General features: G+C 68.6%; 28 protein-coding genes, 1 pseudogene and 1 riboswitch. Of the genes and pseudogenes, 13 read left to right on the forward strand and 16 right to left on the reverse strand.

The features are described from left to right. Window positions 1-105 (forward strand): annotated as a pseudogene (locus tag ACFFN1_RS04775) (IS5/IS1182 family transposase); the annotation flags it as partial. On the opposite strand, the gene ACFFN1_RS04780 reads toward ACFFN1_RS04775, so the two are convergent. Further along, window positions 91-765 carry a CPBP family glutamic-type intramembrane protease gene (locus ACFFN1_RS04780; RefSeq protein WP_376839103.1) on the reverse strand — a complete coding sequence of 225 codons (675 nt, stop codon included), beginning with the start codon at window positions 763-765 and terminating at the stop codon, window positions 91-93. The pseudogene ACFFN1_RS04775 and the gene ACFFN1_RS04780 sit on opposite strands and share 15 nt — an antisense overlap. Before the next feature lie 40 nt (window positions 766-805). Here ACFFN1_RS04780 and ACFFN1_RS04785 point away from each other — a divergent pair, with 40 nt between their 5' ends. Further along, window positions 806-1,708, forward strand: a complete 903-nt coding sequence (locus ACFFN1_RS04785; RefSeq protein WP_376839105.1) for an NAD(P)H-binding protein — start codon at window positions 806-808, stop codon at window positions 1,706-1,708. Here ACFFN1_RS04785 and ACFFN1_RS04790 read toward each other — a convergent pair. Further along, the gene (locus ACFFN1_RS04790) at window positions 1,695-3,113 is read right to left on the reverse strand and encodes an aminotransferase-like domain-containing protein (protein WP_376839107.1); all 1,419 of its coding nucleotides are present in this window, start codon (window positions 3,111-3,113) and stop codon (window positions 1,695-1,697) included. The two genes, ACFFN1_RS04785 and ACFFN1_RS04790, sit on opposite strands and share 14 nt — an antisense overlap. Window positions 3,114-3,300: 187 nt before the next feature. Between ACFFN1_RS04790 and pdxS the strand changes: the two genes are divergently transcribed. Beyond that, window positions 3,301-4,266 carry a pyridoxal 5'-phosphate synthase lyase subunit PdxS gene (gene pdxS, locus ACFFN1_RS04795; protein WP_376839109.1) on the forward strand — a complete coding sequence of 322 codons (966 nt, stop codon included), beginning with the start codon at window positions 3,301-3,303 and terminating at the stop codon, window positions 4,264-4,266. Between the two features lie 40 nt (window positions 4,267-4,306). Here pdxS and ACFFN1_RS04800 read toward each other — a convergent pair whose 3' ends face one another. After that, complete coding sequence (locus ACFFN1_RS04800) at window positions 4,307-5,830, reverse strand: outer membrane protein assembly factor BamB family protein (RefSeq protein WP_376839110.1); 1,524 nt, start codon at window positions 5,828-5,830, stop codon at window positions 4,307-4,309. Window positions 5,831-5,992: 162 nt separating this feature from the next. Beyond that, a riboswitch (FMN riboswitch) is annotated at window positions 5,993-6,135 on the forward strand. Between the two features lie 101 nt (window positions 6,136-6,236). Here ACFFN1_RS04800 and ribD point away from each other — a divergent pair. Both ribD and ribH read left to right on the forward strand, forming a co-directional pair. After that, entirely contained in the window at window positions 6,237-8,723 is a 2,487-nt protein-coding gene (ribD, locus tag ACFFN1_RS04805) for a bifunctional diaminohydroxyphosphoribosylaminopyrimidine deaminase/5-amino-6-(5-phosphoribosylamino)uracil reductase RibD (RefSeq protein WP_376839112.1), read from the forward strand. Window positions 8,724-8,799: 76 nt separating this feature from the next. Next, a complete protein-coding gene (gene ribH / locus ACFFN1_RS04810) occupies window positions 8,800-9,288 on the forward strand; it encodes a 6,7-dimethyl-8-ribityllumazine synthase (protein WP_376839113.1) in 489 nt (162 codons plus the stop codon). A 26-nt stretch (window positions 9,289-9,314) separates the two neighbouring features. Here ribH and ACFFN1_RS04815 read toward each other — a convergent pair whose 3' ends face one another. Next, complete coding sequence (locus ACFFN1_RS04815; RefSeq protein WP_376839115.1) at window positions 9,315-10,322, reverse strand: baeRF3 domain-containing protein; 1,008 nt, start codon at window positions 10,320-10,322, stop codon at window positions 9,315-9,317. A gap of 286 nt (window positions 10,323-10,608) precedes the next feature. Between ACFFN1_RS04815 and ACFFN1_RS04820 the strand changes: the two genes are divergently transcribed. Beyond that, a complete protein-coding gene (locus tag ACFFN1_RS04820; RefSeq protein WP_191727353.1) occupies window positions 10,609-10,908 on the forward strand; it encodes an amphi-Trp domain-containing protein in 300 nt (99 codons plus the stop codon). Here the strand turns inward: ACFFN1_RS04820 and ACFFN1_RS04825 are convergent. From ACFFN1_RS04825 to ACFFN1_RS04850, 6 genes are all read right to left on the reverse strand, one after another. Beyond that, entirely contained in the window at window positions 10,895-11,140 is a 246-nt protein-coding gene (locus ACFFN1_RS04825) for a hypothetical protein (protein WP_376839117.1), read from the reverse strand. The genes ACFFN1_RS04820 and ACFFN1_RS04825 overlap by 14 nt on opposite strands. A 53-nt stretch (window positions 11,141-11,193) precedes the next feature. Further along, window positions 11,194-12,237, reverse strand: a complete 1,044-nt coding sequence (locus ACFFN1_RS04830; RefSeq protein ID WP_376839119.1) for a glycine betaine ABC transporter substrate-binding protein — start codon at window positions 12,235-12,237, stop codon at window positions 11,194-11,196. Continuing rightward, window positions 12,234-12,983: an ABC transporter permease gene (locus ACFFN1_RS04835; RefSeq protein WP_376839120.1), complete on the reverse strand. Its 750-nt coding sequence runs from the start codon at window positions 12,981-12,983 to the stop codon at window positions 12,234-12,236. The genes ACFFN1_RS04830 and ACFFN1_RS04835 overlap by 4 nt, the downstream gene beginning before the upstream one ends. Further along, a complete protein-coding gene (locus ACFFN1_RS04840; protein WP_376839365.1) occupies window positions 12,980-14,290 on the reverse strand; it encodes an ABC transporter ATP-binding protein in 1,311 nt (436 codons plus the stop codon). Before ACFFN1_RS04840 ends, ACFFN1_RS04835 begins: the two co-directional genes overlap by 4 nt. Window positions 14,291-14,405: 115 nt before the next feature. Then, complete coding sequence (locus ACFFN1_RS04845; protein WP_376839122.1) at window positions 14,406-15,047, reverse strand: ABC transporter permease; 642 nt, start codon at window positions 15,045-15,047, stop codon at window positions 14,406-14,408. A 153-nt stretch (window positions 15,048-15,200) separates the two neighbouring features. Continuing rightward, window positions 15,201-15,746, reverse strand: coding sequence for a hypothetical protein (locus ACFFN1_RS04850; RefSeq protein WP_376839124.1), 546 nt, complete (start codon window positions 15,744-15,746; stop codon window positions 15,201-15,203). A 178-nt stretch (window positions 15,747-15,924) separates the two neighbouring features. On the opposite strand from ACFFN1_RS04850, the gene ACFFN1_RS04855 reads away from it, so the two are divergent. Then, a complete protein-coding gene (locus tag ACFFN1_RS04855) occupies window positions 15,925-17,067 on the forward strand; it encodes an ATP-binding protein (protein ID WP_376839127.1) in 1,143 nt (380 codons plus the stop codon). A gap of 30 nt (window positions 17,068-17,097) precedes the next feature. Here ACFFN1_RS04855 and ACFFN1_RS04860 read toward each other — a convergent pair whose 3' ends face one another. Next, window positions 17,098-17,871, reverse strand: a complete 774-nt coding sequence (locus ACFFN1_RS04860; RefSeq protein WP_376839129.1) for a DsbA family protein — start codon at window positions 17,869-17,871, stop codon at window positions 17,098-17,100. Window positions 17,872-18,019: 148 nt separating this feature from the next. Between ACFFN1_RS04860 and ACFFN1_RS04865 the strand changes: the two genes are divergently transcribed. Next, the gene (locus ACFFN1_RS04865; RefSeq protein WP_376839131.1) at window positions 18,020-18,715 is read left to right on the forward strand and encodes a GntR family transcriptional regulator; all 696 of its coding nucleotides are present in this window, start codon (window positions 18,020-18,022) and stop codon (window positions 18,713-18,715) included. A 73-nt stretch (window positions 18,716-18,788) separates the two neighbouring features. Here the strand turns inward: ACFFN1_RS04865 and ACFFN1_RS04870 are convergent, their stop codons facing one another. After that, a complete protein-coding gene (locus tag ACFFN1_RS04870) occupies window positions 18,789-19,292 on the reverse strand; it encodes a Dps family protein (RefSeq protein ID WP_376839134.1) in 504 nt (167 codons plus the stop codon). A gap of 197 nt (window positions 19,293-19,489) precedes the next feature. On the opposite strand from ACFFN1_RS04870, the gene ACFFN1_RS04875 reads away from it, so the two are divergent. The 3 genes from ACFFN1_RS04875 (at window position 19,490) to ACFFN1_RS04885 (ending at window position 23,131) form a co-directional block, all read left to right on the forward strand. Beyond that, window positions 19,490-20,560, forward strand: coding sequence for a TAXI family TRAP transporter solute-binding subunit (locus tag ACFFN1_RS04875; RefSeq protein ID WP_376839136.1), 1,071 nt, complete (start codon window positions 19,490-19,492; stop codon window positions 20,558-20,560). A gap of 95 nt (window positions 20,561-20,655) precedes the next feature. Beyond that, on the forward strand, window positions 20,656-21,084 hold the full coding sequence (locus ACFFN1_RS04880; RefSeq protein ID WP_376839138.1) for a DUF1850 domain-containing protein: 429 nt from the start codon (window positions 20,656-20,658) through the stop codon (window positions 21,082-21,084). A gap of 46 nt (window positions 21,085-21,130) precedes the next feature. Further along, complete coding sequence (locus ACFFN1_RS04885) at window positions 21,131-23,131, forward strand: TRAP transporter permease (protein WP_376839140.1); 2,001 nt, start codon at window positions 21,131-21,133, stop codon at window positions 23,129-23,131. Window positions 23,132-23,190: 59 nt separating this feature from the next. Here ACFFN1_RS04885 and ACFFN1_RS04890 read toward each other — a convergent pair whose 3' ends face one another. Beyond that, window positions 23,191-23,562 carry a nuclear transport factor 2 family protein gene (locus ACFFN1_RS04890; protein ID WP_376839141.1) on the reverse strand — a complete coding sequence of 124 codons (372 nt, stop codon included), beginning with the start codon at window positions 23,560-23,562 and terminating at the stop codon, window positions 23,191-23,193. A gap of 117 nt (window positions 23,563-23,679) precedes the next feature. Further along, window positions 23,680-24,366, reverse strand: coding sequence for a DUF2625 family protein (locus ACFFN1_RS04895; protein ID WP_376839143.1), 687 nt, complete (start codon window positions 24,364-24,366; stop codon window positions 23,680-23,682). 257 nt (window positions 24,367-24,623) lie between these two features. On the opposite strand from ACFFN1_RS04895, the gene ACFFN1_RS04900 reads away from it, so the two are divergent. Then, window positions 24,624-24,818: a hypothetical protein gene (locus ACFFN1_RS04900; protein ID WP_376839144.1), complete on the forward strand. Its 195-nt coding sequence runs from the start codon at window positions 24,624-24,626 to the stop codon at window positions 24,816-24,818. After that, window positions 24,815-25,198, forward strand: a complete 384-nt coding sequence (locus ACFFN1_RS04905) for a hypothetical protein (RefSeq protein ID WP_376839146.1) — start codon at window positions 24,815-24,817, stop codon at window positions 25,196-25,198. The genes ACFFN1_RS04900 and ACFFN1_RS04905 overlap by 4 nt, the downstream gene beginning before the upstream one ends. A gap of 2 nt (window positions 25,199-25,200) precedes the next feature. Here the strand turns inward: ACFFN1_RS04905 and ACFFN1_RS04910 are convergent, their stop codons facing one another. Next, on the reverse strand, window positions 25,201-25,575 hold the full coding sequence (locus ACFFN1_RS04910; protein ID WP_376839149.1) for a hypothetical protein: 375 nt from the start codon (window positions 25,573-25,575) through the stop codon (window positions 25,201-25,203). Window positions 25,576-25,852: 277 nt separating this feature from the next. Beyond that, window positions 25,853-26,449: a PepSY domain-containing protein gene (locus ACFFN1_RS04915; protein ID WP_376839151.1), complete on the reverse strand. Its 597-nt coding sequence runs from the start codon at window positions 26,447-26,449 to the stop codon at window positions 25,853-25,855. Window positions 26,450-26,583 lie beyond the last annotated feature (134 nt).

Below are 26,583 nucleotides of genomic sequence, written 5' to 3' on the forward strand. Positions count from 1 at the left end.
CGAGGACTGGCCACACGATATGACAAACTCGCCATCATCTACCGGGCCGCTATCGTGCTCAACGGTGTCATCGCTTGGTTACAGCATTTATCAGACACGCCCTAGCGGGAAGATCCCGACCATGACGAGCGACCACAGGCCATGGACGATGAGCGGGGCGAACCAGCGGCCGGTCGATTCGCGGGCCCAGGCTGCGGCGAGCCCGACGACGGGGGCGGCGGCGATGAGGCCGGGGTTGAGTGTTGCGCAGGTGACGAGCGTGTAGACGATGGTCGGGGCGATCCAGCGGGAGCGGACGCGGAACAGGTCCGCCAGGCCGAGGCGGAAGAACACCTCTTCCGACAGACCCGTGACGACGGCCGCCGCCAGCGTCAGCCCGGCCGCCGAGGTCCCGGCAGTCACAAGGGCCGCGGTGATCCACGGCGCGGTCGCCGGGATGATGCTGAGGATCCAGCCTCCAAAGAACGACGCGCCCGCCAGCGCCGCGCCGACGGCCAGCGCCCGCCACCCGGCAGAGGCGGCGGAGCGGCGCGCCGGCGGGCCGGGTGCCGGATCTGCTGAGCGGTGGCGTCTGGCATGCGCGCGTGCAAGCAGCATGAGGGCGATCCCGCCGAGCGTCCACACCGCGGCGAGGGCAAGACTCCACAGCGGCAGTGCCGCAGTGCCGGCAGATGCGCCGAGCCCGAAGGCCTTGCGCAGGATGAGCGCGCCGAGGACAATCGTGACGGTCGCAGGCGCCCAGACAGCAGCACGTGAGGTGAGCACCCGCTGCGACGTCAGGGCACCAGTCTAGGAGATGACTGCAATGCGAGTTCTGCTCATCGGCGCCACCGGATACGTTGCCTCGCGCACGATCCCCGTCCTGCTCGATGCCGGGCACACCGTCACCGCCGCTGCCCGCTCACCGGAGAAGCTCAGGGCGTTCTGGTGGGCAGACCGCGTCACCGCCGCCCGGCTCGACGTCACCGATGACGCATCCGTGTCCGCGGCGGTGGCTCACAGTGATGCCGATGCCATCGTCTACCTCGTCCACGGGATGGGCGGGTCTGACTTCCGCACGGTCGACCGGCAGTCAGCCCAGCACGTGCGCCGGGCAGCCGACGCGGCCGGCATCAATCGGATCGTCTACCTCTCGGGGATCATCCCGGCTGTCAACAGGGAGCGTCTGTCCGAGCATCTGCTCTCGCGGCTCGAAGTCGAACAGGAGCTCTCCCGGGCCGCCGCCACGGTCATCACGCTGCGTGCGGCGATGATCGTCGGGGCGGGCTCGACGAGCCTGGCCCTCGTCCGGCAGCTGGCGACGCGGCTGCCGGTCACGGTGGTGCCGTCGTGGATGCGCCACCTCGTCGAGCCGATCGCCATCACCGATGTGGCCGCCGCGATCGAGGCGGCGCTGCGGGTCGATCGGCCGACCGGGCAGGTCTCGATCGGCGGCGGGACGGTGATGTCGTATCCCGAGCTTATCGATCTGCTCACCGAGCTCAGCGGGCTCGTCCGCCCGCAGGTGCCCGGCGGACCGCTGCCGGAACCGCTCGTCGCGAAGGCTGCGGCGGTGCTGACAGATCTGCCGGGCCCGACGGTCGAGGCGCTCATCGAATCGCTCCAGGAGGACATGGTCTCCTCCGGCGACAGCTGGCGCGCCGACCTGTTCGCAGGGGCACCTGCCCATCAGCCGCTGACACCCCTGAGCGTCATCAGAGCTGGCTGAGCTCGGCGCGCACAGCCGCCAGGACAGCAGTGAGCTCCGGGCCGGTGAGCGAGCTCAGCGCGATCTCGATGCCGGCCTGCTGCCCGCCGGTCCATTTGCCGGCCAGATCGTCGACGAGGATGCCGCGCTCACCGAGTGCGCGCCGCAGGCGCCGCGCACCCGCGGCCGGCCGTTCGAGGATCACCCGCCCGCGCACCTGGGTCAGCGGTAGGCCTGCGGCATCGACCGCCTCGGCGGCGGCCGCCAGCCGCTTGCGCATCCGCAGCATCCGCCGGCGCAGCCCGCCTGAGTCCAGGTAGTCGGCGAGCACTGCCTGGATGAGCGGTGAGGCGGCGGGACCGAGCATCCGGCGGTGGGCGGCGATCGCAGCGCTGAGCGGGCCGGTGGCGATGATGTAGCCGATGCCCAGGCGCGTGCCGAGCAGGGTGGCGAAGGATCCGAGGTGCAGCACCCGGCCGCTGCTGTCGAGGTCGGCGAGGGTCGGCGGCAGGCTGCCGGCGTAGCGCGCTTCGGTGTCGTAGTCGTCTTCGATCAGGTGTCCGCCGCACGATTCGGCCCAGCGCAGCAGCTGCACGCGTCGCCTCGCGCTCATCGAATCTCCGTGCGGATGCAGGTGGTTGGGCGTCACCAGCAGGGCGCGCAGCCGCCCCGGGATCGCAGCGGGGTCGATGCCGTCGGCGTCGACGGGAACATCGACGGTGGCGGTGTTCGCCAGTGCTCGGCGCAGCCCGGGGAAGCCCGGGCTCTCGACTCCGAGCGCTGCGGGGGCGAGGACGTTGAGGACGGTGCGCAGCCCGTCGCGGGCGCCGGCGGTCAGCACGATGTCGGCGGGTTCGACCTGCATTCCGCGCACCAGCCGCAGGTGCCCGGCGATCGCCTGGCGCACCGTCTGGGTGCCGCAGCCGTCATCGCTGACATCGCGGGTGTCGAGTCCGCGGCGCCAGGCAGCCCGGAAATCGGGCTCATCGCGCGGGTCGGGGCGCACGCTCACACCCCGGGCATCGATGCGCACCTCCGCCGCGGTGTCAGCGGAGCGCTGGGCGGGGGCTGCCCGTCCCGGCGCGGCATGTGTCCCCGAACGGCGTGCAGCCGAGGCGCGACCGGTCGGGGCGCGGGCAGGCGAGCCGCCACCGGTCGGCGCCGTCTCCAGTGCCGGGTTGACGCGTGTGCCCGAACGGGCGGCCGTGACGAGCTGGCCCTCGGCGATGAGGTGCTCATACGCCGTCTGCACGGTGCCGCGGGCGACGCCGAGCTGCGCGGCGAGCACCCGGCTGGAGGGCAGGCTGTCGCCTGGGCGCAGACGACCGGTGGCGATCTCGGCCCGGATGCCGGCGACGATCTGCAGCGGCAGACCGATGCGCGAGCTGCGGTCGAGGCTCACCGTGAGATCCGCGTCATGCGCCATGCACACCCCTCCCTCACCTGGTCTCGCGGCATCCGGAACCGCGCGCAACTGGACTACAGAATACCCCTGAATCTGGACCATATCTGCAGTCCAATGCTCGCTAGGCTCACGAATACCCCGTCGGGCGCCTGGACGTCCGGCTCACCACCAGCGGGTGTCCGGCACCCGCCACAACCCAGGAGATTGCATGACTGCCACACTGACCGACACCACCACCTCCAACGCCGCTGCGGACACGCCCACTTCAGGCACTGCCGACAGCGCCGCGCAGCAGCGCGCCACCGGCGCCCAGCTGAGCTCAGAGCTCGCCCGCTCGCTGGCAGGCGGCGTCATCATGGACGTCGTCACCCCTGATCAGGCACGCATCGCCGAAGATGCCGGTGCGGTGGCGGTCATGGCGCTCGAGCGGGTGCCTGCCGATATCCGCGCCCAGGGCGGGGTCGCCCGGATGAGCGACCCGGACCTCATCGCCGGGATCCTCGACGCCGTGTCGATTCCGGTGATGGCCAAGGCGCGCATCGGCCACTTCGTCGAAGCGCAGATCCTGCAGTCCCTCGGCGTGCACTACGTCGACGAGTCTGAGGTCCTCTCCCCTGCCGACTACGTCAACCACATCGACAAGCGCGCCTTCGAGGTGCCATTCGTGTGCGGTGCCACCAACCTCGGCGAGGCGCTGCGCCGCATCAACGAAGGTGCCGACATGATCCGTTCGAAGGGCGAGGCCGGCACCGGCGATGTCTCCGAGGCGACCCGCCACATCCGCACGATCAACGGGGAGATCCGCCGGCTGCAGGCGCTGAGCGAGGATGAGCTCTATGTTGCGGCCAAGGAGCTGCAGGCACCGTTCGACCTCGTGCGCACCGTCGCCCGCGACGGCCGCCTGCCGGTCGTCACCTTCGTCGCCGGTGGCGTGTCCACCCCTGCTGATGCGGCGATGATGATGCAGCTCGGTGCCGAGGGCGTGTTCGTCGGCTCGGGCATCTTCAAGTCCGGCAATCCGGAGGCACGGGCCAAAGCCGTCGTCAAGGCCACGGCGAACTACGACGATCCCGAGGTGCTCGCTGAGGTCTCCCGCGGGCTCGGTGAGGCGATGGTCGGCCTGAACGTCAGCGACCTGCCGGCCCCGCACCGCCTGGCCGAGCGCGGCTGGTAAGTCTCTCCGCAGCGCAACCAGCGCCGCACAGCGGCGTCGTTCAGCCGCCGGTGACGGTCCACAGCGTGGTGGACTCACCGGCGGCTGCTGCGAACCAGCGGCCGGTGGCACTCGGCTCGGCGTACTGGCCGACGTCGTGGGCCTCGGCGTGCTCCGTGCCGTCGAGGGTGAAGAAGTGCACCGCATCGTTGAGCAGCACCGGGATGAGGCCGAGCTGCGGAAATGCGCCGTTGCCGCCGAATCCGTAGCTGCCTTCGACCGGGTCGACCGGATCTACGTCCTCGCCTGCTTCCCAGAGTGTCGATCCGTCATTGGCGTTGACGGCCCTCACGCCGGCGTCGAGGCCGGGCATGATGATCAGCGGCGCATTGGTGCCGTCGACGGGTGTGTGCAGGCGTCCGTACTGTTCGTTGAACAGCCCGAATTCGAAGGCGTCTTCGGAGATGTCGGTGTGCCAGGCCTCGCCGTCGAGCAGTGAGCCGAGCACGAGGATCCGGGAGGCGAACGGCTGGGTGCTCGCGCACACGAAGGTGCCCGAGGCGGTGGAGACCGGCCGGGCGGCACAGTAGTCGACCGGCTCCTCACTGAAGTCGATGCCCTCGGCGAGGTCAGGATCGTCGGCAGCGCTGAGCGGGGTGAGCGCCCCAGAGCTCTCCGGCAGGTCCGTCGGCACCGTGAGCAGCGCGGTGCGGGTGACGGACCCGGAGTACGGGTCGTCAGGATCGGCGGTGCCGAAGGCGTAGACAAGCGTGCCGGGGGCCTTCTGCGGGTAGATGCCGAAGCCGAGGTCCTGCTCGCCGTACGCGCTGAGGTCGACGGTGGCATGCTGGCCTGATGCCAGGTCGAGGCGGGTGAGGAAGCTGCCGTCGCCATCGCGCCACGGCAGGTAGGCGTGCGTGCGGTCGGGTGTGATCTGCAGGTTCGCCCCGCCCATGGGCTGCGCATCGGCAGCCGCTTGCACGGCAGGCCACGCCGGCTGGCCGGAGGCCGGATCGAGGCCGAGGACCATCGCCTTGTGCTCATCGCCGGTGCAGCTGCCGCGAGCGGCGTCGATCATCCCGTATTCGAGCAGGATGATCCCGTCCTCGCCGAGTGCGCTCGTCCCGGTGGAGGAGGACGAGTAGTAGTCACCCGGTTCGGTGCAGCCGAGACCGGCATCGGCTGGTGTGTAGGTCCATGCTTCGCTGCCGTCGCCCCAGTCGAGTGCGCGCAGGCGGCCGGTCCCGTCATCGACGATGACGGTCTCGCCGTGGGAGTAGGCGGCCACACTGTCGGGCCGGTCCATATCGACCTGCGCCTGGTGGGTCCACAGTTCAGCGCCGTCTGCGCCGACCGCGACGAGCCGCCCGCCCATCGCGTCGGCGACCAGAGCCCGGTCGGTGTCGTTGTCGGCCAGCAGGCTGGCGTAGAAGTCGAGGGTGATCGCCTCGCTCAGCTGCGGCGGTTCCGGTGTGCTGGGCGCAGGTGAGCTGCCGGGTGCGTCATCTGCGGCCGCGCATCCGGCGGCCAGCGTGAGAGCACCTACGGCGATGAGGGCGAGCGCGGGGCGGGGGAACGGGTGCATGACTGTTCCTTCGCAAGCAGGGACACCGTGATGATCTCCCTGGTGAGCATCCTGTCTTCACTATGCCAGACGGGTCGGACAACGGTGGTGGCGAAGCACGGGAGGCGCCCACCGCCTCGGGCACGGTGGTGTGCGTGTCTGTGACGCGTGCTACGGTGTGGGCAGATGTTCCGGGGACGGTGAGATTCCGTACCGGCGGTGACAGTCCGCGACCCGAACGCCGAGGCCCACACGGGCGGAGGGGTTCGGCTGACTCGGTGCGATTCCGAGACCGACAGTGAAAGTCTGGATGGGAGGAACACACGGTCCAGGGCACCCGTGTCTGCCCGGACCGGCAGCGGCGCACCCGTGTCTGCGCGGACGCCTGCCGTCTGGCTCCCGTCTCCCCGGTAGGAGGAGAGGGAGAATGCACCGCTCATCTGCACCCGCCGCGCCTGCCGCCGGGATCACTGCCCGTGAACGCCGGGCCATGTCCGCTGCCCTCGCCGCCGCCCGCCGCGGCCAGCGCGGGGCCACCCCTCTCGTCGGCGCGGCCGTCATCAGCGCCGACGGGACGATCGTCACCGGTTACCACGCAGGTGCTGGGCATCCGCACGCCGAACCGGCAGCCCTGGCGGCCGCCGTTGCGGCCGGCATTGACCTCGGCACCGCCACGCTCGTCGTCACGCTCGAACCCTGCGCCCATGTCGGCCGGACCCCGTCGTGTGCGCACACGATCGTCAGGGCCGGGATCCCGCGCATCGTCTACGCTGCAGCCGACCCGAATCCGGTCGCCGCCGGGGGTGCCGAGGTGCTGCGGGCGGCCGGACGCGAGGTGGTCGCCGGGCTGGCAGCCGATGAGGCGGCGGTGCTCAATGACCGGTGGGTGGCCGCACAGCGTGCGTCCCGGCCGTTCGTGACGGCGAAGCTCGCCCAGAGCCTCGACGGGCGGATCGCCGCTGCCGACGGCACCAGCCAGTGGATCACCTCCGATGAGACCCGGTCCCGCGTGCACGCGCTGCGCGCCCGGGTCGACGCCGTCATCGTCGGCACCGGCACCGCCCGGGCCGACAATCCGCGGCTCACCGCCCGCATCGACGGCCGCGCTGCGGCCCGGCAGCCGGTGCCGGTCGTCATCGGCACCCGCGATCTCGACGCCTCCAGCCACCTCGCCGCCGACCCGCGCACCATCCACCTGCGCACCCACGACCTGCTGCACGCGCTGCGGCAGCTGCGGGCGCGCGGGATCGAGCACGTGCTCGTCGAGGGCGGGGCGCACCTGCTCAGCGGCTTCCTAACCGCCGGACTCGTCGACGAGCTGTTCCTCCACCTCGGCCCGCAGCTGCTCGGCACCGGCGGGCTCGCCGCCACCGCCGGCCTTGAGGTGCCGACACTCGCAGCCGCCCCGCGCTTCATCCCCGACGACCTTGCCGCCCCTGCCGCTGCCACGAGCGGGACCGACACCATCCTGCACCTGAGACCGGCACCCGCCGCCCCGGCCCCGGCACCACCAGCCCCATCCACCACCGACCACAGGAGTCACCACATGTTCACCGGCATCATCGAAGCCACCGGCACCGTCCTGTCCGTCACCTCCGTTCCCGGCACCGACACCGCCCGCATCAGCATCAGGGCCGGCAGCCTCATCGACGACCTGCCAGCCGGCGGGTCCCTGGCTGTCAACGGCGTCTGCCTCACCGCCACCCGCACTTCCGCCGAAGCCGCGCCGGCAGATGAGAACCCGGCCAGCACCTCGGGCCCGGGGATCTTCACCGCCGACATCATGGGCGAGACGCTGGCGCGCTCGAGCCTGGGTGCGCTGAGGGCGGGCGCGCAGGTGAATCTCGAACGCTGCATGCCGGCCAGCGGGCGCTTCGACGGGCACATCGTCCAAGGTCACGTCGACGGGGTCGGGCGGATCAGCGTGTTCGAGGACTGCGGGGCGTGGACGCGGATGCGCATCGAGCTGCCAGCCGCGCTCGCCCCGCTGTGCGTGGAGAAGGGTTCGATCGCACTCGACGGCACCTCGCTGACGATCACCGCCGTCTCCCCGGCAGGTGCCGGGCAGCCGTGGTGCGAAGTCGGGCTCATCCCGGCGACCCTGGCCGCGACGACGTTCGGGCAGGCGAGCGTCGGGGACCTCGTCAACATCGAAACCGATGTGCTGGCCAAGTACGCCCAGAGCCTCGCCGGACGGCAGGTGCGACGTGCCGATCCCGTGCAGGCGCCGCCGTCGCCGTGGCAGGACAAGCCGTGGGAGACCACCGCAGCCGACGCGTCCCCGGCACGCGGGCTCGACTCGATCGATGAGGCGATCAGCCGACTGCGCCGCGGTGTCCCGACGATCGTCGTCGACGATGCCGACCGCGAGAACGAAGGCGACCTCATCGTGCCGGCCGAGCTGCTGAGCCCGGAGTGGATGGGCTTCATCGTCCGCCACACCTCCGGCGTGGTGTGCGCGCCGATGACCGCTGAGATCGCAGCCCACCTCGATCTGCCGGCCATGACCGCGGTGAACGAGGACCCGAAGGGCACGAACTACACCGTCAGCTGCGATGCCCGCGGCCTGGACACCGGCATCAGCGCCGGTGAGCGCACGACAACCCTGCGCATGCTGGCCGACCCGCAGGCGGGCCCGGAGCAGCTGACCCGGCCGGGGCATGTGTTCCCGCTCATCGCCGCCGCCGCCGGGGTCCGCGAGCGCGCCGGGCACACCGAGGCCGGAGTCGAACTCGCCCGGCTGGCCGGCTGCCGGCCGGTCGCAGCGATCGCCGAGGTCGTCGACGACACCGGCGAGGTCATGCGCCTCGACGCGCTGCTGGCCTTCGGGACCCGGTTCGGGCTGCCGGTCATCTCGATCGCCGAGCTGCGCGCATGGCTCGACACGCACACCCCAGCCGCCCATCAGAACTGAACCGGACACCGCACCAGGCACTGCACTGGACACTGCACCGGACACCGCACCGAACACTGAGAGAAGGGATCACATCATGGCATCGAGCGGAGCACCGACCATGAGGCCGCAGGCCGCGCCCGGCACCCGCGTGGCGATCGTCGCCTCCTCCTGGCACACCGAGGTGATGGACGGGCTCCTCGCCGGCGCCCAGCGCGCCCTCGACGAGGCCGCAGCTGAGACGACCGGGTTGGAGGTCAGCGTCTTCCGGGCGCCGGGCAGCTTCGAGCTGCCGCTGCTGGCCCGTGCGGCGGCGGAACGCTTCGACGCCGTCGTCGCGCTCGGCGTCGTCATCCGCGGCGGCACCCCGCACTTCGACTACGTCTGCCGGGCCGCCACCGACGGGCTGGCCCAGGTGGCGGCCGAGACCGGCACACCGGTCGGGTTCGGGCTGCTGACCTGCGATGACGATGAGCAGGCCCGCAACCGGGCTGGGCTGCCGGGCTCGCGGGAGGACAAGGGACACGAAGCGGCGAGCGCAGCCCTTGCCGCGCTCGCCGCTCTCGGTGAGATCGCTGCCGCCTGAGCGCTGTGCGCCCAGGCGGCGGCAGGTCAGTACCGCATCAGTGCTGCGACGTTCTCGACCCGGCCGTCGGAGATGATGACGATCGTGCCGGAGTTCTGCAGCGTCGACAGGATCGCGGAATCGACATCGCCGCTGCCCTCTGAGGCCGTGAGCGACGGGTTGATGAACAGCGTGTCGACCCGCCCCTCGGCAGCTGCCTCGCGGATGACGTCGGTCTGGGTGACGCCGCGGCCGGTGCCCTGCGCATCGGCGAAGCGGGCGTAGGCTGCGTCGTCGCGTTCGGCGAAGGCCGGCATGACGACCTCCCAGGCATCGGCGTGCAGCTGGCCGGGCGTGCGGTCGTCGGGGTTGCCGGCGACCATCTCGTCGAGCAGCGCCGGGTAGGTGCACACGGGCTTGAACAGCGGCATCGCCTCAGCCACGGCTGCGAGGATCAGCGGCTGGCTGCGGGCTTTGCCGAGCAGCGTTCCGACTCCTTCGCCGACGGCCTTGACGAACTTCTCGACGAAGATCCGGTCGACCTCTCCGCCGGCGCCGTGGCCGTGGAACATCGCACGGTCGCCGCCGATCGACCGGCTCTGCAGCTGCCGCTGCCGCTCATCGGGGTCGACGACGTCGTCCATGCTCTGCGGCACGGTCTCACCGAGGTCGAGTTCGACGATCGAGTCCTTCGTCGCGTCGAACAGGCGCACCTTGTTCCGTGACAGCGCCAGGATGTAGAAGGCGTGGGACTGGGCGAGCGCTGGGGCGATCGGGCGGACCGTCATCGAGTCGCCGACGCTGACGTGCTCGGTCAGCGGCACACCGAGCCGGTAGGTCAGCGTCATGCCCTTGGCTGCGTAGAGGGCCAGCCCGTCGGCCTGCTGCCGCCAGAACGGGCCGTCGTTGACGAGGTCGTTGAGCGGGGCGAGGATCTCCTTGGCTTCCTTCGCCTCGACGCCGGCGTCGGCGAGCTTGCGGCCTGCCTCATCGAGCAGTGACTTGAGGCGGGTGGATGACTCGCGCGATTGGTGACCCGCTCGCGATGTCGGCATCAGGATGGTCACCTTGGGCCCTGAGGCCTCAGCCATCCTCTTGAGATCAGTTGGGTCAACGTAGTCAAATGAACCGAGAGTATGAGTGACGTCCATACACAGAGCTTAGCGATGCAGGTCACGCTTGTGAACTGGTGCCAACAGGCGAGACCTTTTGTTTCTGCTCTCACGGCGCCCGTATCCCGCAGATGCGGACTCCGATACGATGGGTATCCGGCCGGTTGCGCGCCTTTCCGCCGTTGTCACGGCATCTGCGCCGGCACCCTGCATCTGAAGGGATGTCACTGTGAAGACCGTTCACCTCAAGACCAAAGAGATCCGCAGCCGCGACGAGCTCGCCGACCTGCTCCAGCAGCTCGCCGACCAGATCGCCGAGGGCACGCTCGTGTTCCGTCAGGGCGCTGAAGAGACCCGGCTGGAGATGCCGAGCTCGGTGCGCCTGTCCGTCGAGGTCGTCGACGAGGACAAGCCGGCGACCGAGCAGAAGCCGAGCAAGGGCACCAAACGCGAGGTGGAGGTCGAGATCTCCTGGCGGGTCGGCGAGGACGGCCCGATCGCAGCCGACGAGCCGCTCACTCTCGGCTGAGCCCTGTGTCCCTCGCGCGGCCGAGTCCGCGCTGCTGCCGGTGGCGTGCCCGCACCTGGAAGAACCGCACAACCGCATAGACCGAACCGATCACCGGGGCGAACAGCGCAGCCATGACAGTGAGCGGGTAGCGGGCGGTGTCACCGGGATCGCGCCGGGTGCCAGCCGCGCAGGCGATGCCGATCAGCCAGATGATGAGCACCGTGCCTTCGGTGAGATTCAGACCCAACATCGCCGCTTCCTTCCCTCACGAGCCGGCGACAAGCCTACCGTCTGACCGGCGGGTCACCGTTCGGTGACGAAGCCTTCGTCGACCATCCAGCGCAGCGCCACGTCGACGGGGTCATCACCGTCGACGTCGACCTGCCGGTTGAGCTCCTGCATCTGCTCGGTCGTGAGCTTCTCGGCGATCGGCGCGTAGAGGTCTTCGAGTTCGGGGTACTCCTCCAGCGTCTGCGTGAAGAACACCGGAGCGGCGTTGTAGGCGGGGAAGAACTGCTCATCGTCTTCGAGGACGAGGAGGTTCATCGCCTTGATCCGCCCGTCGGTGAGATACACATTGCCGAAATTGCACTGGCCGTCGGCGGTGGCTGCGTAGATCGGGCCGGCGTCGTAGATGCCGATATTGTCCTCCGGGGTGCCGTCGGGCTCACCGCGCGGAATTCCATAGGCCTCCAGTAGCGGGGTGAGGCCATCGGGTCGGGAGTTGAACTCGGCGGCCACGCAGATCGTGCGCTCTTCCGGCGGCAGTTCGGCCAGCTGCGACATCTTCGTCACCTCGCCGAGCTCGCCGGGCGCATCCGAACGGATCGCCATGCCGTAGGAGTTGTTGAGCTCGGCGGCCTCACCCCAGGTCAGGCCGTTGGCCAGATCGGCGTCATGGACGGCTTCCCACTGGTCGTGCGGGTCGGGGATGCCCTCCTCTTCGTTCAGGTAGGTCAGCCATGCGGTGCCGGTGTATTCCCATGTCAGATCGGCCTGCCCGCTTGTCATGAGCTTGCGGGCTGAGACGCTGCCGGGCACATTCGTCAGGTCGGTGACGCTGAATCCGGCGGCCTCGGCGGCGATGACGGAGATCTTGCCGAGGATCACCGCTTCGGTGAAGTTCTTGCTCGTCACCGTGAGCGCACCGCCGTCAGCCGCGCCGGGGATCTCCTCGATCGAGGCGGCGTCGACCGAGGGGATGTAGGCCGCAGAAGGCTGCAGTCCGCAGGCGCTGAGCGCCAGTGCGCTCAGCGCTGCGATCCCGGCGCCAAGGCGGTGGGCCCGGTGGGTGTTGCGTGAACGGTGGATGCTGCGTGAGCGGCGGGTGCGGGGCGTGTCGGTCATGCCAGTCCCTTCGGGCGGACGAGGAGTTCGACAAGGCGTCCCAACCAGTCGACGACCAGGGCCAGCAGCGCGACGATGACGGCTCCGGCGATGAGCACCCGCGACAGGTCAAGCGTCACACCCGTGGTGATGAGCAGGCCGAGCCCGCCGCCGTTGACGAAGGTCGCCAGCGTTGCGGTGCCGACGAGCAGCACGAGTGCGGTGCGGATGCCGGAGAGCATGACCGGCACCGCCAGGGGCAGTTCGACGCGGAAGAGCACGGCGGCAGCGCTCATGCCCATGCCGCGGCCGGCTTCGATGAGCTGCCGGTCGACCTGGGTGAGGCCGACCATCGTGTTGCGCAGCACCGGCAGCAGCGCGTAGACGACGAGTGCGGCGATGGCGGCCTGCAGGCCGAAGCCGAGCCAGAACCCGAAGAGCACGATGATGCCGACAGCCGGGGCGGCCTGGCCGATGTTCGCCACGGCCATGACCGGTCCTGCCGCCCGGCGCAGGGCCGGGCGGGTGAGCAGGATGCCGAGCGGGATCGCCACGGCGAGCACGATGACGGCTGAGACGACGGTGAGCAGCAGGTGCTCACCGATGAGCGAGACCACCGCACCCGGTGCCAGGGTGGAGGATTCGACCTCGGAGAGCTCGGCGGCCAGCAGCCACCAGCTGAGCGCGGCGAAGGCAGCGATGATGAGTCCGGCCTGCACGATCAGGTCCCGGACATCGCGGCGCTGCCCAGCTGTCAGTGCACTCACGGCGCGCGCTTCTCCGCCTCGACCGCGGGGTCCTCAGGCTCCCCAGCGGTGGGGTCCTGGCGCTCCCCAACCGCGGGATCCTCGCGTTCCTGGGCCGCGATTGCCTCATCGGTGTTGCGGCCGGTGCGCCCGTCGTCTGCCGGGATCTCGAACTCCTCGGGCGTGTTCTCTCCGCGCGGGGCCTGCGCGGCGGTGCTGTGGGCGCGGCCGTTGAGGCCGGAGATGACGTCCATGATCGTGTCGACGGTGACGAGGCCCAGCATCTGGCGGCGCCGGCCGACGACGATCGCCGAGGACGTCGTCGTCACGAGCATCGAATCGAGCGCGTCGTTGAGTGAGGCGCGGTTGTACACCACCGGCAGGTCCTCATTCACCTGCGTCGGCAGGGTGGTGAGACGTTCGAGCTGGCTGGCGATGAGCCAGTCGACAGGCCGGTCAGCCTCATCGACGATGACGACATAGTCCTCTCCGGCGGCACGCATCGCCTCCACCGCCTCGGCAGCGGGTGCGCCGGCGCGCACGCGCACCGGTTTGGTGAGCGTGACGTCGTCGAGGCGGGAGAGCGAGAGCTGCTTGAGCCCGGCGCCGGCACCCATGAAGTCCTCGACGAAGGAGTTAGCCGGCTGGGCGAGGATCCGCTCCGGGGAGTCGTACTGGGCGAGGATGCCGCCTTCGCGGAAGATCGCGATCCAGTCGCCGAGCTTGACGGCCTCATCGAAGTCGTGGGTGACGCACACGATCGTCTTCTTCAGCTCGGAGTGGATGGCGATGAGCTCATCCTGCAGCCGCTGCCGGGTGATCGGGTCGACCGCACCGAAGGGCTCGTCCATGAGCAGCACCGGCGGATCAGCCGCGAGCGCCCGGGCGACACCGACGCGCTGCTGCTGGCCGCCGGAGAGCTCGCGCGGGAACCGGTCGCGGTAGGTGGCAGGGTCGAGGGAGACGAGTTCGAGCAGCTCGTCGACGCGGGCGCGGATCCGGCTGGCATCCCAGCCGAGCATCTTGGGCACCAGCCCGATGTTCTTCGCCACCGTCATATGCGGGAACAGCCCGCCGGACTGGATGACGTAGCCGAGCCGGCGGCGCAGCTTGTCGGCATCGAGGCTGGTGACATCCTCACCGTCGATGAGCACCCGGCCGGAGCTCGGCTCGATGAGCCGGTTGATCATCTTCAGCGTCGTCGTCTTCCCGCAGCCCGAGGGCCCGCAGAACATGACGATCGAGCCGGCCGGGATCTCCAGGTTGAGCCCGTCGACGGCCGGCGGCTTGTCCTTGTCGTAGCGTTTGGTGATCCCCTCCAGGGTGATCGAGACCCCCTGCGTGCCGGATCCGGCCTGCGTTCCGGACCCGCCCGGCTGGCCGGTGCCGGTGCCGGGAGCGGCGCCCACCGCCTCGGGCGCGGCGGATGCGGTGCGATGGTTCTCAGACACGGATACCCCTCGGAGTGGTGAGACGGCCGACTGCCACGAGCAGCAGGTCGAGGATGAAGGCGAGGATGATGACGCCGACGACGCCGACGACGACGGATTCGAGTGAGTTCGCTCCGCCGAGGCGGTCGAGGCCGGAGAAGATGAAGGCGCCCAGGCCGGGGCCCAGGGAGTAGGCGGCGATCGTCGCGATGCCCATCACCATCTGCCCGGAGACCCGGACACCGGCGAGGATGACCGGCCAGGCCATCGGCAGTTCGACGGTCAGCAGGGTGCGCAGGCGGCTCATGCCGATGCCGCGGGCGGATTCGACAACCTCGCTGGGGATGCCGGAGAGCCCGACGAGGGCGTTGCGCAGGATCGGCAGGGCGGCGTAGAAGGTCACAACGATGACGGCGGGGATGACGCCGAAGCCTACCGGAGCGATGAGCAGGCCGACGAGTGCGAACGACGGGATCGTCAGGCCGATCGCGGAGACGCTGTTGGCGGCCGCGGTCATGACGTTCGATCGGTAGGACAGCACCGCGATGCCGACTGCGATGACGGTGGCGAGGATGAGGCTCTGGCCGACGAGGCTGAAGTGCTGCCAGGAGGCGAAGAGGATCTGGTCAGAGCGCTGGGTGAAGTATTCCCACACGGATCTGACTCCCCTCGGCTGCTACGGCGTCCGCCGCAAGTCAGATGCCCGGGCTGGACGTGGTGCGTGTGTTCCTGGTCAGCGAGTCTATACCCAGCTGCGCCGATTCTGCGCTGCTCGGCGCATCACATCCGCCCACCGGGCTGCTGAGGGTCAGGACTCGGCTGCCGTTCCCGCTCCCGAGGCGGTGGCCGCATCCGCGGTGGTGGCCGCTCCCGAGGCGGTGGCCGGCGGCGACTGCCCGGCGCCGGGCAGCGGGCAGCTGCGCTCCTTGCGCACGCGGGTGACGAAGGCCCAGGCCAGCAGCACGACCGAGCCGAGCGCGAGGATCGGCTGGACGGGCGCGAAGTACTGCAGCGCGCCGGCATAACCGAGGGCCAGCAGCACGAGTTTGTTGCACACCGGACAGCCGACGGCGAAGAAGGTCACGATCGCCCCGGCGGCACCGAGGCGGCCGCTGCGCTGTTCGGCCTGCGCGCCGGTGTCACGGCGGGCGACATAGGTGGCGGCGACGAGTCCGGCGAGCACCGCATTGGCGATGAGCACCGGCCACGCCCACCAGGTGGGCGGGACATCGCGGACGAACAGCGGCGTGTCGATGAGATCGGTGGGGATGGCGACGAACAGCACGGTGACGAGTGCCGCTGCCAGTGCGAACAGCCAGCGGCGCGGTTGCCAGGCGGCAAGTTCAGCCAGCATGAGCATGTCCCCTTCAGCGCGGCAGCCGAGCACCTGCGCCCGGCACTGCCTGTGTCATCCGCCCCTGACGATACCGTAGGCTCCGTAGGAGAGCCTGATGGCGGCCGGCCCCTGAGCACTCACGGGCGCCGGTGCAGCGCTGCCGCCCTGTGGCCCGATCTCGAACGGAGGAGCTGCCGTGACGATCACCATCCCGCCGCCGAATCCGCGCCCCCACCCGTCTCCGTTCCGGCCGAGCTTCGGCACCACTCCGGCCGCTGTCGTCGGCATCCAGGAGGAGGTCAACCTCTTCGCCCGGGCACTCGACGGCGCAGTGCGCGGGCGGGCGACGCTCGTGACCGGCACGCGCGGGGTCGGCAAGACGGTGCTGCTCAACACCTTCGGCGAGGTCGCCGATTCCCGGCAATGGGTGCCGGTGCGCGAACAGGCCTCGCCCGGTGTCGTGCAGCGGCTGACGGAGGCGCGGCTGCCGCAGCTGCTCGAAGACCTCGATACCGCCGAGACGACGAAGTCCTCGACGGTCGGCTTCACGTTGCCGGTCATCGGCGGCGGGCTGACGACGCGCACGGAGTCGACGATCCAGATGGTCCCGGATCTGCGGCACCGGGTTATGCAGGTTCTCGACCTGCTGCGCCCGCACGGCACCGGCCTGCTGCTGGCCCTCGATGAGGTGCACCGGACGAATGTCAGCGAACTGCGGGAGATCACCGATGTCGTCGCCTATGCGATCGCGGAGAATGCACCGCTGGCGTTCGTAGCTGCCGGGCTGCCGGCGACGATCAACAAGCTCGTCAACGACGACGTCTCGACGTATCTGCGGCGTGCCGAGCGGATCGAGCTGAAGAACTTCACCGCCGATGACACTGCCGTCGCGCTGCGCCATCCGATCGAGGAGGCCGGCCGGTCCATCGAGGCTGATGCGCTGGCGGCCGCTGTCGAGGCGTCTGAGAACTATCCGTATCTCGTGCAGCTCATCGGCGACTTCGCGTGGGAGGCCGCCGCCGAGGCGCCGGTCATCACCGCAGCGCACGTCGCCTGGGCAGTCGAACAGGCCAGGCCGGCCATGTTCCGGCAGATCCACGAACCCACCCTGGCGGGACTGTCGGATCGGGACCGGGACTACATCTTCGCGATGAGCGTCGATGACGGGCCGTCACTGACCCGCGATATCGCCGCACGGCTGGGCGTGACGATCCAGCATGCCGGGGTCTACCGCAGCCGGCTCATCATCGACGGCGTCATCATGGAGGCCGGTCGCGGCAGGGTCGAGTTCGCCATCCCGTACCTGCGCGACTATCTGCGGCAGGCCCACAGCCGCTGAGGCTGCGGTTCTTCCCGCTGAGACTGCGGCTCAGTGGCCGGCTTCGGCGAGCTCCTTCTCGATCGTCTCGCGGAACACCTCGGCCGGCTGCGCACCGGAGATCACCGAATCGTTGATCGCGAAGGTCGGCACGCTCGTGACGCCCAGGCGCTGCGCCTCTTCGAAATCGGACTGCACTGCATCGTGCAGCGCCTCATTGTCGAGATCGGCCTCGAACCTCTCCAGGTCCTCGACGCCAGCGGCCTTGGCGTGCTCGATGAGGACCTCGCGCGGCAGATCGGGGTGGCCGCTGTCCGGAGCATCGCCGAACACCGCATGCTGGAAGTCCCAGAACATGCCCTGCTCACCGGCCGCACGTGCGGCGACGGCCGCCAGCGCGGATTCTTCGCCGAAGACCGGTGCGTCACGCCATTCGACGCGCATCCGCCCGTCGTCGACATAGTCGCTGACGAGATCGCCGAGCGTATCGCGGTGGAACTTCGCGCAGAACGGGCAGCGGTAGTCAGCGAATTCGATGAGCACCACCGGGGCGTCGGTTTCGCCGAGCGCAGTGGGGTCGTCGTCGATGCGGCGGGAGAGATCGAACTCCTGCCCACTGGCCGCAGCAGCCTCGCCGGATGCAGCATCGCCGTCGGATCCACCAGCTGCCGCGTCATCCGCGCTGCCGCCCGAACCGGAGCTGCCGCCGAATCCGGAGCCGGCGATGAGGCTGAAGACGAGGATGACGGCCAGCAGTCCTGCTGCGATCGTCCAGGGCCAGTTGCGGGCCAGGAAACCCTGGGCTCGGGCAGTGCCGCGGTTCATCTGCGCTCTCTCCTATGCTGATAACGACTCATCTGACTCGGCAGTCCGACAGCCACCATACTGGGGTCAGCTGAGCGCATGCTCAGACGGGCGGCGCAGCAGATGCAGTCAGCAGGCAGAACCGTCAGCTCCAGCAGGAGGGTAAGACATGGCAGCTTCGGCGCCGAGGTGGAAGCAGATCCACGATGATCTGCGCGCTCGGATCGCTGCCGGAGATTTCGCCGATGGCTTTCCCGGTGAACTGCAGCTGGCCGCTGAGTACGACGTCTCCCGCGGCACGATGCGCCACGCGCTGCGGCCGCTGCGCGAGAGCGGCGTGTTGACGGCCAACCGCGGGCAGCGGCCCCGGCTGCTGACGACCAGCCCATCGGCCTATGGCGCGATCTATTCGCTGTTCGAGATCATCTCCCACTCCGGGCAGGAGCCGCTGTCGGACACGCTGGCCCAGGAGATCGTCACCGATGCCCGTGCAGCCGAACGGATCGGTCTGCCCACCGATGCGGAGGTGTTCCACTTGGCGCGCATCCGCCGGGCCAGCGGGCGGCCGGTGGCCGTCGACCATGTGTGGCTGCCCTCCGCACTGGGCGAGCCGATGCTCACGACCGACTTCACGCATGAGGCGGTCTACCATGTGCTGGCTGAGACGGCGAATGTACACATCGACGGCGGTCATGAGGATGTCTCTGCGATCCTCGCCGGACCCGATGAGGCACGGCTGCTCGACTGCGCGATCGGGGCGGCGCTGCTGCGCTTCGAACGGGTCGGCACCTCCGGCGGGCAGCCGGTCGAGTACCGCACCGGCGTGCTGCTGGGAACCGAGCTGAGCATCACCCACCGCTTCTGAACAGGCGGCGGTGAATGACCGCGAACCCCGCTTCCGCAGAAGCAGGGCCCGCAGCAGGTTCAGCTGGCGGTCATCACGCGTCGATCTGGCCGGAGCCGTCTTCGAGGTGGGCGCGCAGGAACCACTGGAACTGCTCGAGCTCGAAGGACTGGCCGGTGAGCATGTCCTCGGTGACCGGGTCGAGTTCGCTGGTCTCGGCGATGCTGGCGCGGTGCGAGGAGATGACACCGTCGTAGACGCGGTTGAGCGCCCGGACGTGGTCGAGGGCGAGAGCACGATCGACGTCGTAGTCCTCCCACGGACGCTGATAGGTCATGCGTCCGGGCACGCCGACGGGGCTCGAGCCGAGCGCTGCGATCCGCTCGGCGATCGCATCAGCGAAGCCGCGCACCACCTCGACCTGCGGGTCGAGCATCTCGTGGATGCCGATGAAGTTGGGTCCCACGACATTCCAGTGGGCGTGCTTGAGGGTCAGGTGCAGGTCGTTCATCGAGTTGAGGCGGTCCTGCAGGATCTCGCAGACCTTGGCGGCATCCTCATCTGTCATACCGGGAATCGTGAATGGGCGCTTCGTCATCGTGATCCTCCACTTCGTCGCAGACGGGCGGTTGCTGCCATGTACAACACCAGCTGCCCTGCCGCTATTCCATCACCGGCTCTGCGGCCCGCATCCCGGTGCGCACCGGGGTGCGCTCCCAGCCCGAGGCGGTCGGCAACGATTTCATAAACAGCCGGTCACGAGATGCCATCAGCGCTGAACGATCGTTTGCAGCTGTGAGTTGGCCAACAATAGGCTGGGAGAACCTGACTGACGGTGCCGCCGATGAGCTCGCCGACGCGGCGGCATCGCCCATCTATGAGGAGAACGACACAACTATGCGCACACGCACCACCACCATCCTCGCCGGCGCTGCAGCTGCAGCACTCGCCCTCTCCGGCTGCGCCGGCGGTTCCGGCGAAGGCGAGGGCGACCTCGGCACCGAGTTCATCACCGTGGCCACCGGCGGCAACTCCGGCGTCTACTACCAGGTGGGAGCCGGCATGTCCCAGCTGTTCACCGATGAGCTCGGCTCGGATTCGACCGTGCAGGCCACCGGTGCCTCGGTGGAGAACATCACCCTGCTCAAGGACGGCGACGCCGAAGTCGCCTTCGCGATGGCCGATGCCGCAGACCAGGCCCTCAAGGGCGAGGGACCGTTCGAGGAGCCCGTCGAGAGCATCCCGGCGATCGCCAACCTCTACGAGCAGTACCTGCAGGTCATCACGCTTGAGGACAAGGGCATCGACTCGATCGAGGACCTCAAGGGCAAGCGCGTGTCGGTCGGCGACGTCAACTCCGGTGTCGAGCTCAACGCCCGCACTGTCGTCGAGGCCTACGGCATGAGCTACGACGATTTCAACGCCGACTACCTGCCCTATGCCGAGGCGATCGACCAGATGAAGAACGGCCAGATCGACGCCGCGTTCGTCACCTCCGGTCTGCCGAACTCCTCGGTCACCGACCTGGCGACCACCCATGACGTCAAGGTCGTCCCCTTCGAGGGCGAGGGCCTGGACAACCTGCTGGAGTACGAGTTCTTCGGCGAGGGCACCGTGCCGGCCGACACCTACGACAGCGCCGAGGACGCCACCACGGTGACGATCCCGAACCTGCTGCTGGCCAGCCCGGATCTGAGCGAGGACGCCGTCTACGACATCACGAAGACGATCTTCGACAACATCGATCAGGTCCACGCCACCCACAACGCAGCCAAGGACATCACGGTGGAGAACGCCCCCGATGTCGTCGTCACCGAGCTGCACCCGGGCGCCGTGCGCTACTTCGAGGAAGTCGGCGCGCTCTGAGCCTGAGCCCGTCGCGTGCCCGCCCGCATGAGCCCGTCCGCGGGCCGGGCCGGACGGTCACCCGGCGGGCGGCGCTCAGCCGGTTCGCCGGCTGGGTGCCGGCACTCGCGGCCGTGGCGCTCACCGCCTCGGCTGCGGCGCAGGCCACCGTTCTCTTCCGCCACCAGCGCCGCCCGCGCGAGGTCTACCGGAAGGTGGAGGTCAGCCGCGCGGCGAGGATCTCCCTGTCCTGGATCCACTCCGTGGACCACACCCCCTGGATCGAGTACTACACCCTCAGCCGCAGCGGCTTCCTCCTCGACTGCACAGACCTCGCCCTCACCGGAGCCGGCGCCCCGTCCGAGGCGCCGCACGTCGAGAAGGTCGGGAGCATGCTGCGCTACTGCGGCCTGGACCGCCGCTTCGACGCGGTGCGCTGGATCCACTCCCACGACGTCGACCACACCATCAGCATCAACGGCCATCAACTCCTCGCAGCAGCCGACCTTCCCCACCGCACCCCGGTGGAGATGGTCCTCGCCTGAGAGTCGGTGACAGCGGTTTCCGCTGGAGGAGCAGAAAGGACACACGATGAGCACACCGCAGACGCCGCAGCCCGACGGCGACATCATCCCTGAATCCGGAGTGGTGACCTCCGAGGCCGCCACCGGTCAGGAGACCCTGGAGAAGTTCGACCGGGAGTCCCGCACCCGCGAAGTCTGGGACACGTGGCTGGCCTGGCCGGTCGGCATCGTCGCCGTCGGGCTGTCGCTCTACCACATCTCGACCGCGCTCTTCGGCGGCCCGCCCACACTCGTGCACCGCGCGATCCACGTCTCCGCTGTCCTCGTGCTCACCTTCGCGCTCTACCGGCCCTATGCCAAGGAGAAGCGGCAGACGACGCCGTGGTTCGACTACATCCTCATCGCCGCCTCCGCCTCGGTGGCGCTGTACCTGGCGATCAACTACGCCGAGCTCGTCACCCGCGGCTCCCGGTTCACGATGACCGATGTCATCATCGGCGCCGTGCTCGTCTTCACCACCCTGGAGGCGGCCCGCCGCGTCACCGGCTGGTTCCTGCCGGCACTGGCGGTGCTGTTCATCATCTTCGACATCTACGGCCGGTCGATGCCGGGCATCATGCGCCACCGCGGCTACGACCTCGACCGGATCCTCAACTACATGCTCACCTCGACGGAGGGGATCTTCTCCACCGCGATCGGGGTGTCATCGACCTACATCATCCTCTTCATCCTCTTCGGCGCGTTCCTGCAGCGTTCGGGCATGGGCCAGTTCTTCAACGACATCGCCCTCGCCCTGGCCGGGCAGACTCGCGGCGGCCCGGCGAAGGTCTCCGTCATCGCTTCCGGCTTCCTCGGATCGATCAACGGCTCGGCGATCGCCAATGTCGTCACCACCGGCGCGTTCACGATCCCGCTCATGAAGAAGATCGGCTACCAGCGCAACTTCGCCGGTGCCGTCGAATCCGCCGCCTCGGTCGGCGGACAGATCCTGCCGCCGATCATGGGCGCGGCCGCCTTCATCATGGCGGAGACGCTCGGCATCCCGTACCGCGAGATCGCCCTCGTCGCGATCGTGCCGGCGCTGCTGTACTATCTCGGCATCATCATGCAGGTGCATCTGCGCGCCACCCGCCGGGGCCTTGAGGGCATCTCCCGCAAGAACCTGCCGGCGGTCATGGATGTCATGCGCGAGCGCGGCCACCTGCTCATCCCGCTCGCCTACCTGCTGTACATGCTGTTCTTCTCCGGGCGCACGATCCTGTTCTCAGCTGTCACGACGATCTTCGTCACTGTCGCCGTGGCGATGCTGCGCAAGACCACCCGGATGAGCTTCAAAGACATCATCCTGGCGCTCCGCGACGGCGCCGTCACCGCGGTCTCTGTGGCCGTGGCCTGTGCAGCGGTCGGCATCATCGTCGGCGTCGCCAGCCAGACCGGCTTCGGCGTCAAGCTCGCGAGCGCGATCGTGACGATCGGCGGCGGTCTGCTGCTGCCGACGCTCATCATGACCGCGGTGGCCTGCATCGTGCTCGGCATGGGACTGCCGTCGATCCCGGCCTATATCGTCACCGCGACGATGGCTGCTCCGGCGCTGGCACAGCTGGGCGTCGAACCGCTGGCCGCCCACCTGTTCGTGTTCTACTTCGGCCTGTTCGCCAACATCACCCCGCCCGTCGCGCTCGCCGCGTTCGCGGCCGCCGGCCTGTCAGGCGGCAGCCCCATGAAGACCGGATTCACGGCGATGCGTCTGGCCCTGGCCGGCTACATCGTGCCGTTCGTGTTCGTGTACAACCCGGTGCTGCTCATGCAGGACGTCGATGTGCCCACCGCCGTCCGCGTCATCGCCACCGCAGCGATCGGCGTCATCCTCCTGGCCGTCGCCGCCGAAGGCTTCCTGTTCGTCACAGTGCCGTGGGTGCTGCGGATCGCGCTCGTCGTCGGCTCGATCCTGCTGCTGACCCCGAATGTCGTCTTCGACCTCGTGGGCGCCGGAATGCTCGTGCTCACCCTCGGTGCGATCATGGTGATGGCCAAGCGGGTGGACAAACTCGCCTGGCGGTACATCTGACCGAACGCGTGAGGCCGAGTCCCGGATGCGGGACTCGGCCTCACGCGTTGAGCATCAGGTCAGTGCGTTGCTGTCGTCTGGGTGTAGAGAGCGAGGCGAGGGCCGTCGGCCGATCTGACGTAGACGCTGGTCATGACCGCTTCGAAGGGCTCTTCGCCCGCGCGCTCAGCTGTGGCCCGGTACACCAATGCCGCCGCCTCCGCTCCGACGCGGACGATCCGCTCGTCGCTGATCGTGTAGCTGTCCCATGCCGGCGCCTGGTCGAGGGACGCGACCACGGTGTCCCTGTCCATCATGAAGCCATTCACGAGGACCATGACGGCATCTTCGGTCATGAGGGATCCGTAGAAGGACGATCCGGTCTGGTTGCACAGCGCATCCCATCCCTGACGTTCGAGCGAACTCAGGGCTGGCAGAGTCATCGTGTCCATGCAGCCGACTCTATTGCACGATCCCAGAGGAGATCCACGGGTTCGACCTCTCCGGTCTCGTGATCCCAGACGCGGGTCGCGTCATCCCCGGGGCAGCACCATGAGCGCGTTGCCCGCTTAATCGTCGCCGGGATTGGTGCCTGCCTTGGGCACGGCACCTCCGCCGAGCAGCTGCCCGATCGGGACGACGGACCTCGCCACCTTGCTCACGTCCTTGCCCTCGGCGGTAGACGGCGGCGGATAGAGCAAGATGCCCTGATCCGGCGTCAGGGCCGCGACCTCCTCCTGCCAGCCCGGCCAGCGCAGGCCGTCGAAGACGACGTCCAGCCCACCGCCGAGCACTGCCGCCAGGAATGCCGAGTAGCCGCCTCCCAAGCCGTCCCAGGTGAGCGTGTCCGGCCCGAAGTAGCAGACTTCCCCGGGCTCGACGCCCAGCGCGCCGCCGTCGATGGCGAACTGACCGCCGAGGACGTCATGCCCGATGACAAGCGCCCCGGTGGCACCGGGCTGAGACCCGCAAAGGCCACTCGCTTCGGCAATGCTGGGCAGCTGTCCGCTGCCGCCGCCGTAGAGCCGCACCCAACCGTGGTCGGCGATGATGCCGCCGGTGTGCAGCGCCACGGCACCCATCGTCGACGCAGCGGTGACCTGCAGGTTCCACAGTGAGCGCCGGCCCCGCTCGGGATCGACGGGCAGCTCCTCAGCGTCGGAATTTGCCAGCGCCTGCTGAAGATAGGGCCAGGCTGGATCATCGACGGCGATGAGACTCTCCACGTCGCGCGCCGGGGTTTCTTCGGGCGTCATGGCCTCACCTCAAGTTGGATGGCGGTCTGTTCGTCGTCACTAATACACGGCTGCCAAGACGACGCGGTCTTCTCGTGTTTGTCGCGCCCGAGAACCACTACCCTCTGGTCAGCGCTGTCACCGAAGTCCTGAGACATCACATGTGCGCGGAGTTTGAGGAGATTATCTAGTCCGCAATCGGCGGGCTCACGTGGGTGGGCAACAGTGTTGTGTCTAGCGAGGTAGACGCCGTTTGTCTATCACAATAGACTCGAGGTGTGACGAAGCGTCGGGACATCATCAAGAAGGTACGCGCACACGCCAATAGCAACGGGTTGCCTTTCCGCATGGAGGAAGGCGGTAGGCATACGAAGGTGTGGGTGGGTGACCGACAGAGCGTGATTCCCCGACACAGCGATATCAACGAACTGACCGCGAAAGCCATCTACAAGCAGTTGGGAGTGGAGCAATGACCACCTACACCGCAAAGGTCACCCGCAGTGGGGACTGGTGGGCTGTCACCGTCCCCGAGGTTCCGGGACTGTTCACCCAAGGTCACAGCCTCGCCGAAGTTGTCGAAATGGTGCGCGACGCTTTGACCCTGTACCCGGACGTGGAACCGGATCCTGACTCGGCCACCATTATCTTTGAATCAGATGACGAGGCCGCCCACGCCGCTGTTGTCGCCTCAAAAGCCAATGCTGCAGCGGAGCGGGCGAAGGTATCCGCAATGCGAGACATGGCAATTGCGGCGCGCCGCCTGGTCTCACAGGGAACCACCTACCGAGATGTGGCAATGCTGTTGGGAGTGTCCCATCAGCGGGTGCAGCAACTCGTGAAACGTGTCGCCTAACCTCAAGCCCAGCCAATCACCTCGAAGTCGGCTCTCGCCCAGTAAGGCAACTGCAGCAACGAAGGAAATCGTCGAACGCAATCCCTCAGCCCGTCGTCCGCGCCATACATGTCCACCGGCGTCGAGACTACAGGCAGGAGACAGCCAACCTTGATCTTGAACAGTTGGTCTTCAGCCCATACCTCTGCGTCGCTTTGCTCGACAAAGGCACCGTCGAGGTCGACGGCAACGTCACCTTTCGATTCCGCGACGGCAGCACCCAAGTAGTCGCCATCAAGCAGTAACCCAGTAGCAACGTCTACACGCCCACCACGACCTGGTGGGCGTTCGCCGTTTCCGAAGGCGCTGACGAGTTTTGGACAGGAATCGGCTGGCACTATCACCCACGTAAAGACGGGGATCCCCATTACCGCAAGCTCTTCGTTTCCCAGAAGATCGGCCCAAGACCTTCGCTCGCTGGAAGTGAACCAGTCAGGGGGCTAAATCGTCGTTCGCGCGCGTTTGTATCCAGCGTGGCATGAGAGTTTCGCACACCGCAGCGGCGCTTCCCGCCACGACCGGGCGCACCCGGCTCAAGCGACACCGTCGCCGCGCGGCGCCCGCATGTTTCGGCCGGCAGCTGGGTTGCAGCCGGCAGCCAGGCTGCAGCGCCCGTCAGTCGTCGGAGCGGTGGGCCTCACCGGACTCGCCGTCGACGACGACCTCGAAGACCTCGCTGTCCTGCTCCGGCGCGATCTCGATGACATAGGCGCCGGCGCCGTCGCGGGTGGTGAGCTGGATCTTCGTCATCTTCCCCGGCAGCACATCGAGGGCCGCGGACTTCGCCTCATCGAGGTCGACGGTGTTCTCCAGGTCGAGGGTCTCGCCGCCCTCACCCTTCTCGGTGTCTTCGGAGATGACGTCACCGCTCATCGCGTCGAAGGCCGCGGTGTAGGTCTTGTCCTCAGAGACCATCGTGATGTCGTAGCGGATGACATCGTCCTTGGCGAGCGCAATCTGGATCTGCTGGAACTGCCCGTCGAACTCCTCCTGTGCCTTCTTCTGCGCGTCTTCCCAGCTCAGCGCCGGTTTGAAGTTGGCCAGGTCGTGCTCGTCGCCGGAGTTCGGCGGCCCCTCGGTGCCCCGCGGGTCGGCCGCCGTCTGCGTCTCTGGGCCCTTCGCGGGTTCGGAGTCGTCCTTCGAGCAGCCGGTGAGCGCGAGAGCTGCGGCGCATACGGCGGCTGCGGTCACCGCCAGGGACCTGCGGGTCATAAAGCGTCCTTTCGGATTGCCGGGCAGACGTGCTGGGCACAGTCTACTTACGCGCCGCCGCCTGCCGCCTCCGGGCCGCACTCAGCTCCCGACCGCCCAGACCGCCCGGACGCCGCGCCACCGGCCTGCCACAG

It is taken from the genome of Brevibacterium otitidis (genome assembly GCF_042429315.1).
GTDB lineage: Bacteria > Actinomycetota > Actinomycetes > Actinomycetales > Brevibacteriaceae > Brevibacterium > Brevibacterium otitidis.